11 protein-coding genes and 6 pseudogenes are annotated in these 16,922 nt (G+C 57.7%); 12 read left to right on the top strand and 5 right to left on the bottom strand.

The annotated features are described in order from the left end of the window. Positions 1-191: 191 nt before the first annotated feature. The 4 pseudogenes from SGP1_RS21215 to glgP all read left to right on the top strand — a co-directional run. Positions 192-1,237: pseudogene (locus SGP1_RS21215) on the top strand (GlgB N-terminal domain-containing protein); the annotation flags it as partial. Then, positions 1,231-1,410, top strand: a pseudogene (gene glgC / locus SGP1_RS21210) (glucose-1-phosphate adenylyltransferase); the annotation flags it as partial. The pseudogenes SGP1_RS21215 and glgC, both read left to right, overlap by 7 nt. Before the next feature lie 52 nt (positions 1,411-1,462). Then, a pseudogene (locus SGP1_RS25990) lies at positions 1,463-2,343 on the top strand (glycogen/starch synthase). A 22-nt stretch (positions 2,344-2,365) separates the two neighbouring features. After that, positions 2,366-4,802: pseudogene (gene glgP / locus SGP1_RS21200) on the top strand (glycogen phosphorylase). Here glgP and glpD read toward each other — a convergent pair. Then, entirely contained in the window at positions 4,750-6,333 is a 1,584-nt protein-coding gene (gene glpD, locus SGP1_RS21195) for a glycerol-3-phosphate dehydrogenase (protein ID WP_011412136.1), read from the bottom strand. The pseudogene glgP and the gene glpD overlap by 53 nt on opposite strands. Before the next feature lie 304 nt (positions 6,334-6,637). On the opposite strand from glpD, the gene glpE reads away from it, so the two are divergent. The 7 genes from glpE (at position 6,638) to SGP1_RS36900 (ending at position 10,624) form a co-directional block, all read left to right on the top strand. Continuing rightward, on the top strand, positions 6,638-6,961 hold the full coding sequence (glpE, locus tag SGP1_RS21190) for a thiosulfate sulfurtransferase GlpE (protein ID WP_011412135.1): 324 nt from the start codon (positions 6,638-6,640) through the stop codon (positions 6,959-6,961). A 292-nt stretch (positions 6,962-7,253) separates the two neighbouring features. Beyond that, positions 7,254-8,102, top strand: a complete 849-nt coding sequence (glpG, locus tag SGP1_RS21185; RefSeq protein WP_011412134.1) for a rhomboid family intramembrane serine protease GlpG — start codon at positions 7,254-7,256, stop codon at positions 8,100-8,102. Between the two features lie 24 nt (positions 8,103-8,126). After that, the gene (locus SGP1_RS21180; protein WP_011412133.1) at positions 8,127-8,885 is read left to right on the top strand and encodes a DeoR/GlpR family transcriptional regulator; all 759 of its coding nucleotides are present in this window, start codon (positions 8,127-8,129) and stop codon (positions 8,883-8,885) included. 282 nt (positions 8,886-9,167) lie between these two features. After that, entirely contained in the window at positions 9,168-9,386 is a 219-nt protein-coding gene (locus SGP1_RS21175) for a hypothetical protein (RefSeq protein ID WP_041867277.1), read from the top strand. Positions 9,387-9,401: 15 nt separating this feature from the next. Beyond that, positions 9,402-9,878 carry a 4-alpha-glucanotransferase gene (locus SGP1_RS32205; protein WP_041867276.1) on the top strand — a complete coding sequence of 159 codons (477 nt, stop codon included), beginning with the start codon at positions 9,402-9,404 and terminating at the stop codon, positions 9,876-9,878. Positions 9,879-9,881: 3 nt separating this feature from the next. Continuing rightward, positions 9,882-10,472, top strand: coding sequence for a hypothetical protein (locus tag SGP1_RS36905; RefSeq protein ID WP_424141186.1), 591 nt, complete (start codon positions 9,882-9,884; stop codon positions 10,470-10,472). Next, entirely contained in the window at positions 10,355-10,624 is a 270-nt protein-coding gene (locus SGP1_RS36900; protein WP_041867275.1) for a 4-alpha-glucanotransferase, read from the top strand. The genes SGP1_RS36905 and SGP1_RS36900 overlap by 118 nt, the downstream gene beginning before the upstream one ends. A 134-nt stretch (positions 10,625-10,758) precedes the next feature. Here the strand turns inward: SGP1_RS36900 and nfuA are convergent, their stop codons facing one another. Continuing rightward, positions 10,759-11,334, bottom strand: a complete 576-nt coding sequence (nfuA, locus tag SGP1_RS21160; RefSeq protein ID WP_011412132.1) for a Fe-S biogenesis protein NfuA — start codon at positions 11,332-11,334, stop codon at positions 10,759-10,761. Between the two features lie 59 nt (positions 11,335-11,393). Then, positions 11,394-12,077, bottom strand: a pseudogene (locus tag SGP1_RS21155) (phosphoribosyltransferase family protein). Positions 12,078-12,118: 41 nt separating this feature from the next. On the opposite strand from SGP1_RS21155, the gene bioH reads away from it, so the two are divergent. Then, positions 12,119-12,892, top strand: a complete 774-nt coding sequence (gene bioH, locus SGP1_RS21150; RefSeq protein ID WP_011412131.1) for a pimeloyl-ACP methyl ester esterase BioH — start codon at positions 12,119-12,121, stop codon at positions 12,890-12,892. A 70-nt stretch (positions 12,893-12,962) separates the two neighbouring features. On the opposite strand, the gene SGP1_RS21145 is transcribed toward bioH, so the two are convergent. Together SGP1_RS21145 and SGP1_RS21140 are read right to left on the bottom strand one after the other, a co-directional pair. Then, a complete protein-coding gene (locus SGP1_RS21145) occupies positions 12,963-14,645 on the bottom strand; it encodes an alpha-amylase family glycosyl hydrolase (protein ID WP_041867274.1) in 1,683 nt (560 codons plus the stop codon). A gap of 154 nt (positions 14,646-14,799) precedes the next feature. Further along, a pseudogene (locus SGP1_RS21140) lies at positions 14,800-16,876 on the bottom strand (FeoB small GTPase domain-containing protein). Between the last annotated feature and the right edge of the window lie 46 nt (positions 16,877-16,922).

Genomic DNA, 16,922 nt, shown 5'->3' with positions numbered 1-16,922 from the left:
TTTACATGATTACGTCATCATCATAATCGTCTCTCACTATGGCATTTTCTGCTCCCTTGTCACGTACGTTAACCGCCAACGAGCCATTGCGCGCGCGGCTGACGGTGCGAGACTGTACTGGCGGGTAGGTTATAGGCATTTATCTTTTTGCAATATCCTTTTATTTCATGGAGTAAGAAAAGGAAGAATACATGGCAGGATATCCCGACCAAGACGTTATTACTGCACTGGTGGCCAGCCATTATGCCGATCCATTTTCTTTATTGGGCATGTATCAAACCGCTGCGGGATTGGTAGTACGCGCCTTATTGCCCTAGGCCAGCGCGGTAACGGTAATTGAGGCTAAAAATGGACGCCGTGTCACAGAGTTAACCTGTGAAGATCAACGCGGCTTTTTTAGCGGGATTGTCCCGCGGCGTAAAAATCCTTTCCATTATCAACTGGCCGTCACCTGGCATGACCATAACTATATTATCGAGGATCCCTATCGTTTCGGTCCTTTGTTGCAGGATATTGACAGTTGGCTGCTGGCGGAAGGAACCCATTTACGTCCCTGGGAACGGTTGGGGGCGCATCCGGAAGTGTTGGATGAGGTCGCCGGCATGCGCTTCGCCGTTTGGGCGCCTAATGCGCAGCGGGTTTCGGTGGTCGGAGAGTTTAATTTTTGGGATGGCCGCCGCCATCCGATGCGCCAGCGGCGGGAAAATGGTCTCTGGGAATTGTTTCTGCCGGCGGTAACCCTAGGGCAATTATATAAATATGAAATTATCGATTGCCACGGGCAGACGCGACTCAAAGCCGATCCCTATGCGTTTGAGGCGCAGATGCGTCCGGACACGGCGTCGCCTGATGCGGCACGCTGCCAGGCCAATCTGATGAACCAGCCTATCGCCATTTATGAAGTGCATCTTGGCTCCTGGCGCCGCCACGACGAGAACAATTATTGGCTCAGTTATCTGGAGCTGGCAGAGCAATTGGTTAGTTATGTCAAGTACATGTGCTTTACCCATATCGAATTGCTGCCGATTAACGAGCACCCTTCGATGGGAGCTGGGGGTATCAGCCTCTCGGCATTTATGCCCCGACCCGCCGCTTCGGCACGCCGGAGGATTTTCGTGCGCTGATTGATGCCGCTCATCAGGCCGGACTGAACGCGCTGCTGGACTGGGTGCCGGGCCATTTCCCGAGCGACGAGTTCGGGCTGGCCCAGTTCGACGGTGAATATGCCGATTGCCGGACGTGATTGTCGGACGCTCCTGCCGGCTGCGGCGATGTATTGTCGACCGCGCCTGCAAGATCCCTGATGACATGATAATTGGCGAAGATGCGGATTTGGATCGGCAACGCTTTCACCTTACGGAGGAAGGCATTGTGCTGGTCACCCGCGATACGTTGGCAAAACTCAGTTAGGGAAGACCCCAAACTGTCACTAGGAAAGCACTAAGCCACAACAGGAGCGATGATGCAGGTTCTACATGTTTGTTCTAAATTGTTCCCTTGCTAAAAACCGGGGGACTGGCAGATGTGGTAGGGGCGCTCCCGCTGCGCAAATCGCAGAGGGCGATGATGCGCAGGTATTATTACCAGCCTTTCCGGATTTACGTAAAGGCGTTCCCGATAGCCGGGTGGTAAAAGAATTTGATGCGCTGTCCCGCCACGGCGTGCTGCTGTACGGCCGCTTCAATGGCGTCGGTATCTATTTGATTGATATCCCCGATCTCTACGATCGCCACGGCAGTCCTTATCACGACCTATAACCGCGATGGGGCTGACGGTGGATGAAAAGGTGCCGCTTTTTGCCGTCGTCAGCCGGCTGACCAGCCAGAAAGGGTTGGATCTGGTGCTGGAAGTCCTGCCGGACCTGCTTGAGCAAGGGGGGCAGCTTACCCTGCTCGGCGCCGGTGACGCCACGTTGCAGCAAGGCTTTCTGGCCGCAGCGGTGGAATATCCCAGCCATGTGGGTGTAAATTGGGATACCATGAGGCGTTTTCGCACCGCATTATCGGCGTCGCAGACGTGTTGATGGTGCCGAGCCGCTTTGAACCTTGCGGTCTCACCCAGCTTTATGCTCTAAAGTACGGCACCCTGCCGCTGGTACGCCGTACCGGCGGGCTGGCGGATACCGTCACCGATAGCTCGTTGGAGAACCTGTCGGACGGCGTCGCCAGCGGTTTTGTGTTTGAGGATGCCACCGCCGCGGGCCTGCAGCGCGCTATTCGCCGCGCTTTTGTCTTGTGGTCGCGGCCGTCGCTGTGGCGTTATGTACAGCGGCAGGTGATGGGACTCGATTTTAGCTGGCGCGTTGCCGCGAAAGCGTATCAGTCGTTGTATCAATGCCTTTAAGGTTAATCAGGGGAACACGGGCATGAATTCACCGTTTATCTATGCGTCACCTACCCTCAGCGTCGAGGCGCTTAAACATTCCATCGCCTATAAGTTGATGTTTACTATCGGCAAAGATCCGGCCATGGCGAATAAACACGAGTGGCTCAATGCCGTGTTGCTGGCGGTAAGGGATCGCATGGTGGAGCGCTGGCTGTGTCCAACCGCGCCCAGCTGTCGCAGGATGTGCGCCAGGTTTATTATCTGTCGATGGAATTTTTGCTCGGCCGCACGCTGTCTAACGCGCTGCTGGCGATGGAAATTTACGAGGATACCCGGGTCGCGCTTGATGAAATGGGGCTGGAACTGGATGACCTGCTGACCGAGGAGAACGATCCCAGTCTGGGAAACGGCGGCCTGGGGCGGCGGCTGGCGGCCTGTTTTCTCGACTCTATGGCGACGCTGGCGCTGCCGGGACGCGGCTACGGCATCCGCTATGAATACGGCATATTCAAGCAAAATATCGTCAACGGCCAGCAGGCCGAATCCCCCGATTATTGGCTGGAGTACGGTAACCCCTGGGAATTCCCCCGCCACCCCAGCCGCTACAAAGTCCGTTTCGGCGGCAGGTTGCAGCATGAAGGCGCCAAAATACTCTGGGTGGAAACCGAAGAGGTACTGGCCTGCACCTATGATCAGATAATCCCGGGGTTTGATACCGATACCACCAACACCCTGCGGCTTTGGAGCGCGCAGGGAGCAGTGAAATTAATCTCGGTAAATTCAATCAGGGAGACTACTTCGCCGCGGTGGAAGATAAAAACTATTCCGAAAACGTCTCCCGCGTACTCTATCCCGACGATTCAACGTATTCCGGCCGCGAACTGTGGCTGCGGAGGAATATTTTCTCGTCTCCGCCACGGTGCAGGATATCCTTAATCGGCATTGGTTACTGCACAACACCTTCGACAATCTGGGCGATAAGATTGCTATCCATTTGAACGACACGCCCCCGGTGCTGGCGATTCCCGAACTGATGCTTCTGCTCATTGATGAGCATAAGTTTGACTGGTCACGCGCCTGGGAGGTGGTTTGCCAAGCGTTTTCCTATACCAATCATACGTTGATGAGCGAGGCGCTGGAAATCTGGCCGGTGGATATGCTGGGCAAGATCCTGCCGCGCCATTTGCAGATTATCTTCGATATCAACGATCACTTCCTGAATCAGGTTCAGACGCAGGTACCGGGAGACAGCGAGTTGCTGTCGCGAGTGTCTATCATCGATGAACATAACGGCCGTATGGTGCGTATGGCCTGGCTGGCGGTGATCGCCAGCCATAAGGTCAACGGCGTTTCCGAACTGCATTCGGAGCTGATAATGCAGTCGTTATTTGCCGATTTCGCCCGCCTGTTTCCCGATCAATTTGCAATAAAACCAACGGCGTTACCACACGGCGCTGGCCAATCCGCCTCTGTCGGCGGTGCTGGATGCCACCATTGGCCAGACCTGGTGCACCGACCTCGGGCAGCTGGAGGAATTAAAAGGGCATATCGATTTTCCGGCGTTTATCGTGCAACTGCAGCAGGCCAAATTAAGCAATAAAAAACAGCTGGCGGCCTATCTGGCCAACCAACTGGACGAGGTCGTCAATCCGGCGGCGCTGCTCGACGTGCAAATCAAACGCATCCACGAATACAAACGCCAGCTGCTTAACGTGCTGCATATCATCACCTGTTATAACCGTATCCGCGAAAATCCGGACGGCGATAGGGTGCCTCGGGTGAATATTTTCGCCGGCAAAGCCGCGTTGGCCTATTGCATGGCTAAACATATCATCCGACTCATTAACGATGTGGCGGCGGTTATCAATCGCGATCCGCTGATGAAAAACCGGCTCAAGGTAATTTTCGTGCCGAACTATAGCGTCAGCCTGGCGCAGCTGATTATTCCGGCGGCGTATCTCTCCGAGCAAATCTCCCTGGCGGGGACCGAGGCGTCAGGTATCAGCAATATGAAGTTTGCCCTTAACGGTGCTCTGACTATCGGCACCCTCGACGGCGCGAATATTGAAATGCGCCAGAATATGGGCGAAGAGAATATGTTTATTTTCGGCAATACCGCTCTATAGGTCGAGGCGCTGCGCAGCGACGGCTACAATCCGCGCAGCCATTACGAGCAGGATGCGGAGCTGCATTTGGCACTGTCGCAGATAGCCACCGGCGTATTCAGTCCCGGCGAGCCGGGACGTTATAGTAATCTGTTAGATTCGCTAGTCAATTTGGACGACCATTATCAGTTGTTGGCGGATTACCGCAGCTATGTGGACAACCTGGATGAGGTGGACGGACTGTATCAGCGCCCGTATGAGTGGACGCGGCGCGCGGCGCTGAGTATTGCCAACATGGGGTATTTCTCCTCCGATCGGACTATCCGCGAATATGCCAAGGAGATTTGGAAAGTGGCGCCCGTCCGCCTGTAGAGGAGCCAGCAGGCGGGAGGGGTTTAGGACGCCAGCGACAGCCGCGCCGGGCTGACGTGCTGACCAGCCAGTCGGTAATTCGCGTCTGCTGGGCTTCGTCCAGCCACATGCCGAGCTTGGTGCGGCGCCAGATAGCGTCGTCCAAGGTGACCACCCACTCCTGCGCCACCAGATAACGGAGTTCCGCTTCATACAGGCCGTGACCAAAATCTTCGCCGAGATCCGCAAGACCGGTCACGCCGGCCAGCAGCTGTTCGCTGCGGGTGCCGTATGTGTGGCTGTAGCGCCGCGCCAGCGCTTCCGGCAAAAAGGCGAATTTGCGGCGCAGCACGGCGGTGTAGTCGTCGCGGGTACCGGCGAAATCGCCACCCGGCAGCACCGCGTTGCTGGTCCAGGCGCCTTTGGCGTGAGGATAATAATGAGCCAGTTTTTCCAGCGCATATTCGGCCAGCTTGCGGTAAGTGGTGAGTTTGCCGCCAAAAACTGACAGCAGCGGCGCCTGCCCGTTTTCGTCGCTCAGCGACAGCGTGTAGTCGCGGGTCACCGCCTGGGGTGAATTGGACTCGTCGTCGCACAGGGGGCGGACGCCGGAAAAGGTCCAGACAATGTCTTCACGGCCTAGGGGACGTTGGAAATGGGCGTTGTAGACCTTGAGCAGATAGTCAATTTCACTCTCGTCGATATGGACCTCGCCCGGATCGCCGTGATATTCCACGTCGGTCGTACCGATGATGGAAAACGTTTCCATCCACGGAATGACGAACACAATGCGGTGATCCTCGTTTTGCAGGATGTACGCCTGCGGCTGGTGATGGACGCACGGTACGACGATGTGGCTGCCTTTTATTAGGCGGATGCCATATTGCGACGGCAAATGCAGGCTTTCATCGATGAAATGTTTCGCCCAGGGGCCGGTGGCGTTAGCCAGACCTTTTGCGTGCCAGCGATGCTGTTTGCCGGTCAGACTATCCCGGGCCTCAACCTGCCACAGTCCGTTTTTCCGCCAGGCGCGGGTTACTTGGGTACGTGTCTTGACCTCACCACCGTGTGCCACCACTTCCTGAGCGTTGAGCACTACCAGGCGCGCATCGTCTACCCAGCAGTCGGAATACTCGAAACCGCGCATGATTTCGGGTTTCAGGACCGAATCCGCGCCAAAGCGAACGCTCTGACTCGCCGGTAGGCTGGTGCGTTTGCCGAGATGATCATACATAAACAGGCCGACACGGATCATCCACGCCGGCCGCAGGTGTGGGCGGTGCGGCAGCCGGAACCGCATCGGAAAAGCGATATGGGGGGCCATTTTCAGCAGAACTTCCCGTTCAGCCAGAGCTTCGCTCACCAAACGAATCTCATAATGTTCGAGATAGCGCAGGCCGCCGTGAATAAGTTTGGAGCTGGCGGAAGAGGTGGCGCACGCCAAATCCTGCGCTTCCAGCAATAATACGGACAGTCCGCGCCCGGCAGCGTCGGAAGCGATGCCGGTACCGTTGATCCCGCCGCCGATGACGATCAAGTCTTTGGTTTCCACGTTACCTTCCTCCAAATGCGCGTTATAGTTCTTTTATGTTCGTTTTTGCTCACAATTGTACGCGCAAACAAACATTCACGCCACGTTCTCTGTACAAAAAATCTGTCATGCGTGACGAAGGTAACGTTTTTACCCTTGCGGCGCGCGTCGCTGCCAGGATGATAAGGTCAGGTGGCACGATTCAAGCGTCGATATTGCGCGGCCGATCGCCGCTGAAAAGCGCTGCACGCCGGCCCGAGCCTTGCTACACTTCATGCGCTGCCGTAAGGCGCATTCCCTTTTGGTGAAACCGAGGCGTCAGTTTATGGATCAATTTGCAACAATCAGCATGGAGCAGGCCAGAGAACGCTGGCGGCAAGGGGAGGCGGTGCTGGTGGATATCCGCGATCCTCAAAGCTTCGCTGCAGGCCACCTCCGCGGCGCGTTTCATCTGACCAACGACACCCTACCGGCATTTTTGGCACAGCATGACCTCGCACGTCCGGTCATGGTGCTGTGCTATCACGGTAACAGTAGTAAAGGCGCCGCCCAGTACCTGTTAACGCAGGGGGTGGAGGTCGCTTACAGCGTGGATGGCGGGTTTGATGCCTGGCTGAAAGCCTTTCCGCTGGAAACGGAATCGTTATAACGTCGGTCCGCGAAATACCGGGCGCTGCGTACCGTTAACCACCCCTATGGGAAAGAGACCTGTTTGCCCGCTCGCCCGGCCTTGCGATGAGATATAGATCGCAAAATCGGCGGGTATCGGCGCGGCGCAATCTGCCGTAGCAGGGTTTCGCCTGATGGCCTTTTTCCTTTATCCTCAGGGGATTGCCTGGCGGCGTCGGCGCCAGGGGTGAATCGTTGTCGGACCGCACGTCCAGTCTGCGGATCCTGTATTTTGTTCCCCCATTACCTCATTATGGAAGCGTAAGAGAACCATGATTCGAGTTACCGCCTTGTCTAATGCGCGCCTGGCCCTGGCCTTCATTGATTATATGAAAACGCAGGGGGTGGACATGGAGCTGCGCCCGCAGGGGCGTTATGCCGAGTTGTGGCTGGCGCAGGACGAGAAACTGGCACAGGTTGAATCAGCGCTGGAAGCGTTTCTGCTTGACCCGCAGCATCCCCGTTATCAAGCCGCCAGCTGGCGCACCGGCTCATTACATTACCGCGGCGAGACCGGCGCCGGTCTGCGTGGCTGGCTGCCGGCGCTACGCCAGCAGGCGGGCCCTTTAACGCTAGGCGTGACGGCGCTGTGCGTGCTGGTGTTTTTCCTCATGGCGCTAATCGGTGACGATCGGGTAATGGCCGCGCTGTTGTATCCCGCCGGTCCGGCCCAATACGGTCAGATTTGGCGCTGGGTCAGCCATGCCTTTTTGCATTTCTCACTATTGCATCTGCTGTTCAATGTGGTGTGGTGGTGGTATCTGGCCGGCCTGACGGAGCGCTATCGCGGCAGGGCGTCATTGGCTATTTTGTTCGTGCTCTCTGCGGTGGTCAGCGGCATGGTGCAGTCGCACTTCAGCGGGATTTTTTTCGGCGGTCTGTCCGGCGTGGTGTATGCGCTAATGGGCTATGTCTGGTGGCACGGCGAGAAAAATCCGGGCGGGCCGCTGTTTATGCCGCTCGGGGTCATCGTTTTCGCCCTGTTGTGGCTTATCGCCGGCTATTTCAATATTTTGGGTATCGCCATTGCCAATGCCGCGCACGTGGCGGGTCTGGTCACGGGCCTGCTAATGGCATTCTGGCAAACGCGGCGGGGTCAGAGTCACGGCTATCAGCGCTGATCGGCCGGCAGCAGAGGAATCAACGTGAAGCAAACGCAGCGGCATGATGCCATCATCGATCTGGTTCGCCAGCAGGGCTACGTCAGCACCGAGGAACTGGTAGATCACTTTGCCGTCAGTCCGCAGACGATACGGCGCGATCTCAACGATTTGGCCGAGCAGAACAAGATCCAGCGTCATCACGGCGGTGCGGCGCTGCCGTCGAGTTCGGTTAACGCCGCCTATCATGACCGCAAAGTGATGTGGTCGGCGGAAAAGGCGCGCATTGCGGCGCGTGTCGCGAGCCAGATCCCCGACGGGGCAACGCTATTTATCGATATCGGCACTACGCCGGAGGCGGTGGCGCATGCGCTGTTGGGTCATAAAAACCTGCGGGTAGTGACCAATAATCTCAACGTGGCGACGCTGCTTACCGCCAAGGAGGATTTCCGCCTGATCCTGGCCGGGGGGGAAGTGCGGACGCGCGACGGCGGTATTATCGGCGAGGCCACTCTCGATTTTATTTCTCAATTCCGGCTTGATTACGGCATTCTCGGCATCAGCAGTATCGATTTGGACGGCTCACTGCTGGAGTTCGATTATCACGAAGTACGCACCAAACGGGCGATTATCGACAATTCCCGCTGTGTGATGCTGGTGACAGACCATTCCAAATTCGGCCGCAGCGCCATGGTGAACCTCGGCAAAATGGATCTGGTGGACTATCTGTTTACCGACCAACTGCCACCCCCGGGCGTGATGACGCTTATCGAACATTCCGATGTCAAACTGGAGCTGTGCTGAGCGCAAAAGCGACAGCATAAAAATCCTCGCCGGCGCACTCTTTTTCAACGGCGTTGTCTATTCTTTGATCATCACGACGTTAGCCAGACTCTTCCGCTATCCTTCGCAAGACAATAGGGACTGCCCCCGAGGGTGCTGCCGGGGCAGCCGTGTTTTGTTGGCGACCTGCTCGGCTATTGCTTGTGATGCGCCACCGGCATCGCCGTGACGATGGCGGGCTCATGGGGTGGGGCGCCGGTTTCGGCGCTTTCCACGTTATGTCGACAGGAGAGAGACGTTCATATGCCAAAACCCAAACTCGATAAAGCTGCCTTCCAGGTCGCGCTTGACCGCCAATGGCAACGTTACGGTCTTGCCGGCGCGCGGGAAATGACCCCGTTACAATGGTGGCAGGCGGTCAGTACGGCGGTCAATGAATGCCTCCCCCTTCAACCGCTGCCGGACGGGGTATCCGGGACTTGGACGCTTATCGAGGAATCGGGCAGGCAGCATCACGGGTAGACCCGGGCGGAGCCTGTGGCCGGCGACGATGCATCCGGAGTCGCGGCGAAGCGTGGTGCGCATCATCTGACGCTGTCGGCGGGGATGTCCGATGGTTACCACCGGTTGACGCTATGTACCGCAGATCATAGCTGGGCGTGTAAGGTGATTGTCGCCCCCGAGCGCTGTTATGAACCGCTGGCGCTCCGTGCGGGCCAGCGGCTTTGGGGCAGTACTGTCCAGCTCTACACGCTGCGTTCGGCGCGCAATTGGGGCATTGGCGCTCTGGCGCAAATGATCGCAGGCGTCGCTAAGCTCGGCGGAGCATTCGTCGGCATCAATCCGCTGCATGCGCTGTATCCGGCACTGCCTGACTGGGCTAGTCCCTACAGTCCCTCCTCGCGCCGCTGGCTGAACATTATCTATATCGATGTTGGCGGAGTGGACGACTTTTTACAAAGTGAACCCGCGCAGCAATGGTGGCGGCAGCCAGAAACCGGGCATCGCCTGTAGGCGTTGCGATCGGATGACTACGTTAACTATGCGCAGGTGATGCAGCTCAAGCTGACGGCGCTGCGTTACGCCTGGACGCAATTCAAGCGGCGGCCGGAAAGCTGTCCTGAACGTCGCTCTCTGGCGGCGGCAGTCTGTATCAGCAGGCCACCTTCGATGCGTTGTACCTGCAACAGGTGGCAGTCCGGGATGGCGTGCCTGGCCGGCGGACTATCCCGTCAGGCGATGGCGACGTTGACCACCCATGATCTCGCGACGTTAAGCGGCTTTTGGCAGGGGGCGGACATCGACCTGGCCCATCGGCTGGGCCTGTATGACGACGAGCAAACCTGGCAACGGCTACTGGCAGAGCGTCATCAGGAACGGCAGGCACTATTGGATGTGCTGCGGCGTGCGGACTGCTTGTCGGCCAATACTCCTGCGCGGGCGGAGGAGGTCGCTATGTCATCCACGTTGAACGCTGCCATACACCGTTTATGGCGCAAAGCCGCAGCGCGCTGCTGGGATTACAGCCCGAAGACTGGCTGGAAATGGCGACGCCGGTCAATGTGCCCGGTACCACCGATGCCTATCCTAACTGGCGGCGTAAACTGACGCGGGATCTGGAAACGATGTTTAGCGACCCTGACATAATCCGGCTGCTGACGGTGTTGGGAGACGGGCGACGCCTTGCTTTGGCGCCTGCGCCCGTTCTGGGCCGTTCGGTTAGAAGAGCGCAGGACGGTAACGACGATCGTCCGGGGTAATGGCGTTAATAAGATAGTCGTCACCGGGTGCAGGGGCCCGCAGTCAGCAGCACAGCGCAAGCCTTTTGCCCGGGCACACCGATCCAGGAGCGTGGCGGCTGGACGACCCCCACCTGCTTGAGGGCCGTCAGGCATTAATAGTAGGAATGCTCTCCGCGCTGATGCTCGGTGAGATCGCGCACGCCCTTCAGTTCAGGGAATTTTTCCAGCAGCTCTTTCTCAATCCCTTCTTTAAGGGTGTAGTCCACCATTGAGCAGCCATTACAGCCGCCGCCAAACTGCAGGATGGCGAGCATATCGTCGGTGATTTCCATCAGCGTCACCTGGCCGCCGTGGCCGGCCAACTGCGGATTAATCTGCGACTGCAGCAGATATTCCACGCGCTCGATAAGCGGCGCTTCGTCGCTCACTTTGCGCATCTTGGCATTGGGCGCTTTGAGGGTCAGCTGAGAGCCAAGCTTATCCGTAACGAAGTCAATTTCCGCATCCTGCAGATAAGGGGCAGAAAGTTCATCCACATAGGCAGAGATCTTATCGAATTTCAGTTCGGTATCTGTGGCTTCCACCGCATCCGGCGGGCAGTACGAGACGCCGCATTCCGCATTGGGCGTGCCAGGATTGATAACGAACACGCGGATCTGGGTGCCCGGTTCCTGATTGGACAGTAATTTGGCAAAATGTTCCTGGGCAGCATCAGTAATACGGATCATAATATTCACTCAATAGTTGACTAAAATAGTCGGATATTATACGCCCTTTCCCCTACAGACTACAAGGTGCGGCAAATGCTCCATAGCCGCACTTCACGGGCATGATGACGCAACAATAGACGGCTGATTTCACCGGCTGTGCTGCCCGTGGTAACTCACATCATCCACCAGCGCCACCCGTTTGCCGGCTACATCGGCGAGGCACAGAAAGGCGCCGCAAAGGTTATGCCGGCGTTGGCGGGCGCCTAATCGCTGCTGAGGTGGCCCGCCGCGTGCGTGAAATAACCCTTGAGCCTGCCAGGGCACCCGCAAACATGTGCCAGGGCGCGGGTGAGCAGTTCGGTTTGATTATAGCCTCTCCGTCAGTGACGGTAAGCTGCAAAGGCACATTAAGCAACAAATCCGGCTTCTCCTCACCCGCGGCGGCGCGCTCGCTCCAGCGCAGCCATAGCAGACGGGCAAGCACGCGGTCAAAGCCGGTGTCGCCGTGATATTTAAGTTTTTTCACCAGGCGGCTGAGCGGCGGGCGGTAATCCCCCCACCGCAAGCAGGCTGTGCCAGGGCGGGGCCCACAGCTGGCAGCGTCCGCACGGCTGCCATTCGCTGCGCGCCGGCAACCCGTAGCGTGGGCAGGCGGTTTCCCGTTCCGCCAGCAGAACGCTGACGCAGCCGCGGCAAATGCCGTGATGGCTAAACCAAAGTGGCTGTCGGCATAGCCAACAGAGGGCGCCGATTGTTAGCATGGTGTCATACTTCCTTGTTTCCGACTTTTGGACAATAGCAAATGGTGTCACTGTTTTGGCAAACAACCGGTACCGGCGATCGCGATCTTGTGCTGCTGCACGGATGGGGATTGAATGCCGAGGTCTGGTCTTACATTGTTCCGCGGCTGGCGACGCACTTTCGCCTGCACCTGGTGGATCTGCCGGGTTATGGCCGTAGCCGCGGTTATGGCGCGCTGACCCTTGAGGAGATGGCGGAGGAAGTGGCGTCGCGAGCTCCCCACGGCGCGTTATGGCTGGGCTGGTCACTTGGCGGACTGGTGGCGACGACGGTAGCGCGCCGGTGCCCACATGCGGTCGCGGGTTTGGTAACCGTTGCCTCTTCCCCGCGTTTTTGCGCCGACGGTGACTGGCCGGGGATACGACCTGAGGTGCTGGAAGGGTTTGCGCGCGAGCTGCGCCAGGATTTCACCCGCACCGTCAGCCGTTTTCTCGGTCTGCAAACGCTGGGAACGGCGTCCGCGCGTCAGGATACGCGCTGGTTGAAGAGCGTGGTACTGGCGCACCCGGCGCCCGCGATCGAGGTTCTGACCGGCGGGCTGGCGCTACTGCGCACCAGCGACGTGCGCAAGGCGCTGGACCAACTTGACGTGCCGCTGCTGCGCCTATACGGCTATCTGGATGGTCTGGTGCCGCGTAAAGTGGTCCCGCTGGTGGATGAATTGAGCACCGCCAGCCACAGCATTGTCTTTGCCGGCGCGGCGCATGCGCCGTTCATTTCCCACCCGGTGCCGTTTTGCCAGGCGCTGTGCGATTTCAGTCAGCTCGAATCCTGAGCGTTGGCGGCCGGCAAGGGTTTAGCTATGAGACGGTTTAGGGCGCAGAGCGAGCAGATTCACTCGGTCGCTAACGATCGCTAAGCGTTTCCAGCCAATAGAAAGAATAGGGTGCGAGGGTTAGTGGGCCGCCGCTGACCGTACCCTCGGCGGTCAGCAGGCGATAATCGCCGTCAGGTAAGGTGCAACTTACCGTTTTATTCGCCAAATTAAAGAGACACAGCAGCCGCTGGCCGGCGGCGCGGTAAAAAGCGAGCAGGGTATTATCCCACTCCAGGACTTCCATGGCTGCATCAGGATGAAACGCCTGTTGTCGGCGGCGCAGGCGAATAAGCGCGCTCAACGCCTGGAAAACCCGCGAGCGCAGGCTGGTTTCATCATCCAGCATCGCTTCAATGGTTTTCAGCGGGTACTTCTCTCGATTAACCGCGCGGTTATGGCCGGCGGCCTTGACCTCTTCATAGTCATTACGCGACCCAAGGATACTTTGCACATAGATCGCCGGCACGCCGGGAAACTCCAGCAGGATGGCATGGGCGAGAATAAAGCGGCCAAGCCGCGTCTCGTCACTATCCTCGCGCCGATTGAACGCATCCAGATAGGTGACATTGATTTCATAAGGGCTGGTGGTACCGTCAGTGTTTTGTTTATACGAAACCAGGGCGCTTTCCGACTCCAGATCGCTCACCAGCCGGATGATCTCCGCCTCCGGCAGAATGCCGAGCAGCGGGTTCATCTCGATCCCATCATGGGAGGCGAGAAAATTGAAGAATAATGTAGTAGCACCGCTACCGATCTCAAGCCCTGCAGCCCAATGACGCAGGGCGCGGCGGCTGCTGTTGTGCAGGGCGTGTAACACCAGCGGCGGAAGCGGGAACTGATAGACCATCTGCGCTTTATCTCGGCCATTGCCGAAATAGCTGATATTGTCCTTATGGGGCACGTTGGTTTCGGTAATAATCACCGTTCCCGGCGCCACCTCATCGCAGATGGCGCGAAACAACTTTACCAGCAGATGGGTATGGGGTAGATGGAGACAACGGGTGCCCACCTCTTTCCACAAGTAGCCCACCGCGTCCAGACGGATATAGTCCGCCTCCTGTATCAGGTAATGTAGCAATACGCCGATAACGGCGATCAAAACCTGGGGGTTGTTGAAATTGAGATCCACCTGATCGGCGCTGAGGGTGGTCCATAAATAACGGGTGCTGCCGTCCTGTGCGGTAAAAGGCGTCAGCAGCGGTGATGTGCGCGGGCGCGTCACGCTGGCAGTCGCGGGGGGAAGCGCAATAAAAAAATCGTCATAAGCCTGTTGGCCCGCCAGATAGCCTTTCACCCACCGGCTTTCGGCAGACATATGGTTGCAGATGAAATCGAACATCAGCCGGGTGGTGAGATTGAGTTCGCCTATCTGCTGCCAACTGCCGACGATAGGATTGACCTGCTGATAATCGATGACGGAAAAGCCATAGTCGGAAGAGTAGGGATAGAACGGTAGCAGATGCACCAGGGAAAAGGTGTTGCGCAGGCGATGGTTGAAAAAGGTGGTAAAGGTATCAAGCGTGGGTTTTTCAGCCTCCATGAACTGGTCGGCATAGGTAATAAGCACGACATCATCCTCATCCCAATGCGCTTTGCGCGCCTGATGCGGCGTGGATTTGGTGAAGCTGATTTGGCCCTTGATGGTATCCAGTTGCCCCTGGCTTAAGGTGGCTGGGTAAATCTTTCTCAGCAAGCGGGTTATGGCTTCCATCATGGCACCTTTTTAACGTGACACCCGACGTTGGTGCAACGCTACTAGCATCACCGGCGAGAGGGTAGCTGGCGGCGGCTGCGATCGCATGAACGGCAGGCACAGGGTGCGGGCATCCCCTTGGCCCATCAATTAGACCGGACACCGCGTCTCCTTAGTGACAGCTTTCGCCGCCGGCGGGTTGGCAACAGGGTGTCGATTCCGACGCGCTTAGCTCCGGCTGGAAACGATCCCGACAACGGTAAAGACAAGCGATCAGCAGCCGTTGACGACGATAACGGTGGCTATCGCAATCGCGCTGTACAGCGGATGGTGCATGAAGGTGGCCGTCTGATAAAACAGCGTTGCCGCGAATAGGCACATTGACGCCCCACAGGGCGGACAGCAGCATCCAGCCACGACTGCTTTCGCGGGTGATGGCGCCCAGGACCGAAATACAGGGCACATACAACAGGACAAAGATCAGATAGCTATAGGCGGCAATGGCGCTGCCGAACTTACTGCTCATCATTCCCATAGCGTCACCGCTCATCTCGCCGTCGCCTTTGCTGGCTTCGATAGGGTTGGCGAGGACGCTGAAACTGAAGAAATCCTGTAGACCTTTCCAGGTTTCCGTCATCGCGCCGGATAATTCATCCAGCAAATCGAACGCCTCCGGTCGAACGGGGTACGGGTGATCTGTTCGGCGGTATATAACGTATTCAGCATCCCCACCACCACCTCTTTTGCCATTGCACCGCTGATAAGACCGACCGTAGCCTGCCAGTTATCCTCATGAACGCCCATCGGTTTCAGCAGGGGGGTCTTGCTCACCGCTGCCAGCGCTGAATGGTTAACGCTGTCCGCCGCTTCGCCGTGCAGGGTGAAGCTGTTCAAGGTGCCAATCACCATGCTGGCGAGGACAATGACTTTACCGGCCCGCAATACGAAGCCCTTCAGCCGCTGCCAGGTTTGCAACAGCAGGCTTTTGATATGCGGCACGTGATACACCGGCAGTTCCATGATGAAGGGAGTCGCTTCGCCCCGCATCAGCGTGTATTTCAGCATCAGGCCGGTCAGGACCGCGACCACAATGCCCAGCACGTACAGCGAGAACACCAGTGTAGCGCCATGTCGGCCGAAGAAGGTCGCGGCGAAAATCGCTAGCCGTGCGCCGCAGGACATGAAGGGCGCCATCATGATGGTCATCAGCCGCTCGCGCGACGCGTTGGTACATTGCAGCCGAAACCGACAATCAGCGGAACAAACGACTTGCCCGGCAGACCAAGGGATTGCATCAAGCGGTCGATGACGAACGCGGCGGACCCGCCCTCGAACATCGGCTGCAGGGCGCCGCCAAGGTTGATGGCGAGGATGAACATCAGATACATCACCATAAAAAACAATGGCACGCCAAGTCAGCGGTTGAGCAGCAGGGCGTTAAGTCGCGCGGTCAGGCGATTTGCCGGCGTCAAATGGCCGTTACTCACGGCCTGACAGAGGGCGATGATGGTGGTATAGCGGGCGTCGGCGATCATCAACGCCGCATCCTGCTGCATGACTGCGCGCAGACTTTCCAGCCGCTGGGGCGAGGTCAACAGATCCCGGCTGTGAATATCCCTTTCCAGCATGTGCAGTACCAGCCAACGTCGCTGTCGCGGCGTGTAGTAGCCGGGGGTAAACGGCTGCAGCTGTTCTACCGCTTGACGGACGGCGGGCGGATAGTCAATTGTAAGGGACGGTGCTGCCGGTAGCGGACTGTCAAACTCCGCCTTCAACGCTTCAATGCCTTCGGCGCGGGTGGAAACCAGGGGAATTACCGGCAACCCAGCCGCCGCTCCAGCGCCGGAATATCGATGGTAATGCCCTGGCTGCGGGCGATATCCAGCATATTCAGCGCCACGATGCAGGGAATACCTAGCTCCAACAATTGCAGCGTCAGGTAGAGATTTCGCTCCAGATTGGCGGCGTCGACCACGTTGATAAGCACATCGGCCTGCCGTTCGAGGATGTAGCGACAGGCGATTTGCTCGTCAAGCAAGCTTTGCTGCGACAGCGTCGTCAGGGAATAGGCGCCCGGCAGATCAACGAGCGTTATGCGCTGCGCGGGGGGTGGTGAAAAAGCCTTCTTTGCGTTCCACCATAACGCCGGCCCAGTTACCGACCCGCTGGCGAGCGCCGGTCAACTGGTTAAAGAGGGTCGTTTTGCCGGCGTTGGGATTACCGATCAAAGCCACAGTGCGTGTAGTGATCATTAATGAAACCTATAAGCAGAAACAAATACAACGGATTGTCCCG

The organism is Sodalis glossinidius str. 'morsitans' (genome assembly GCF_000010085.1).
Lineage (GTDB): Bacteria > Pseudomonadota > Gammaproteobacteria > Enterobacterales > Enterobacteriaceae > Sodalis > Sodalis glossinidius.
Note: the sequence above shows the minus strand (reverse complement) of the source record. Positions and strands in the feature narration are given on the sequence as shown.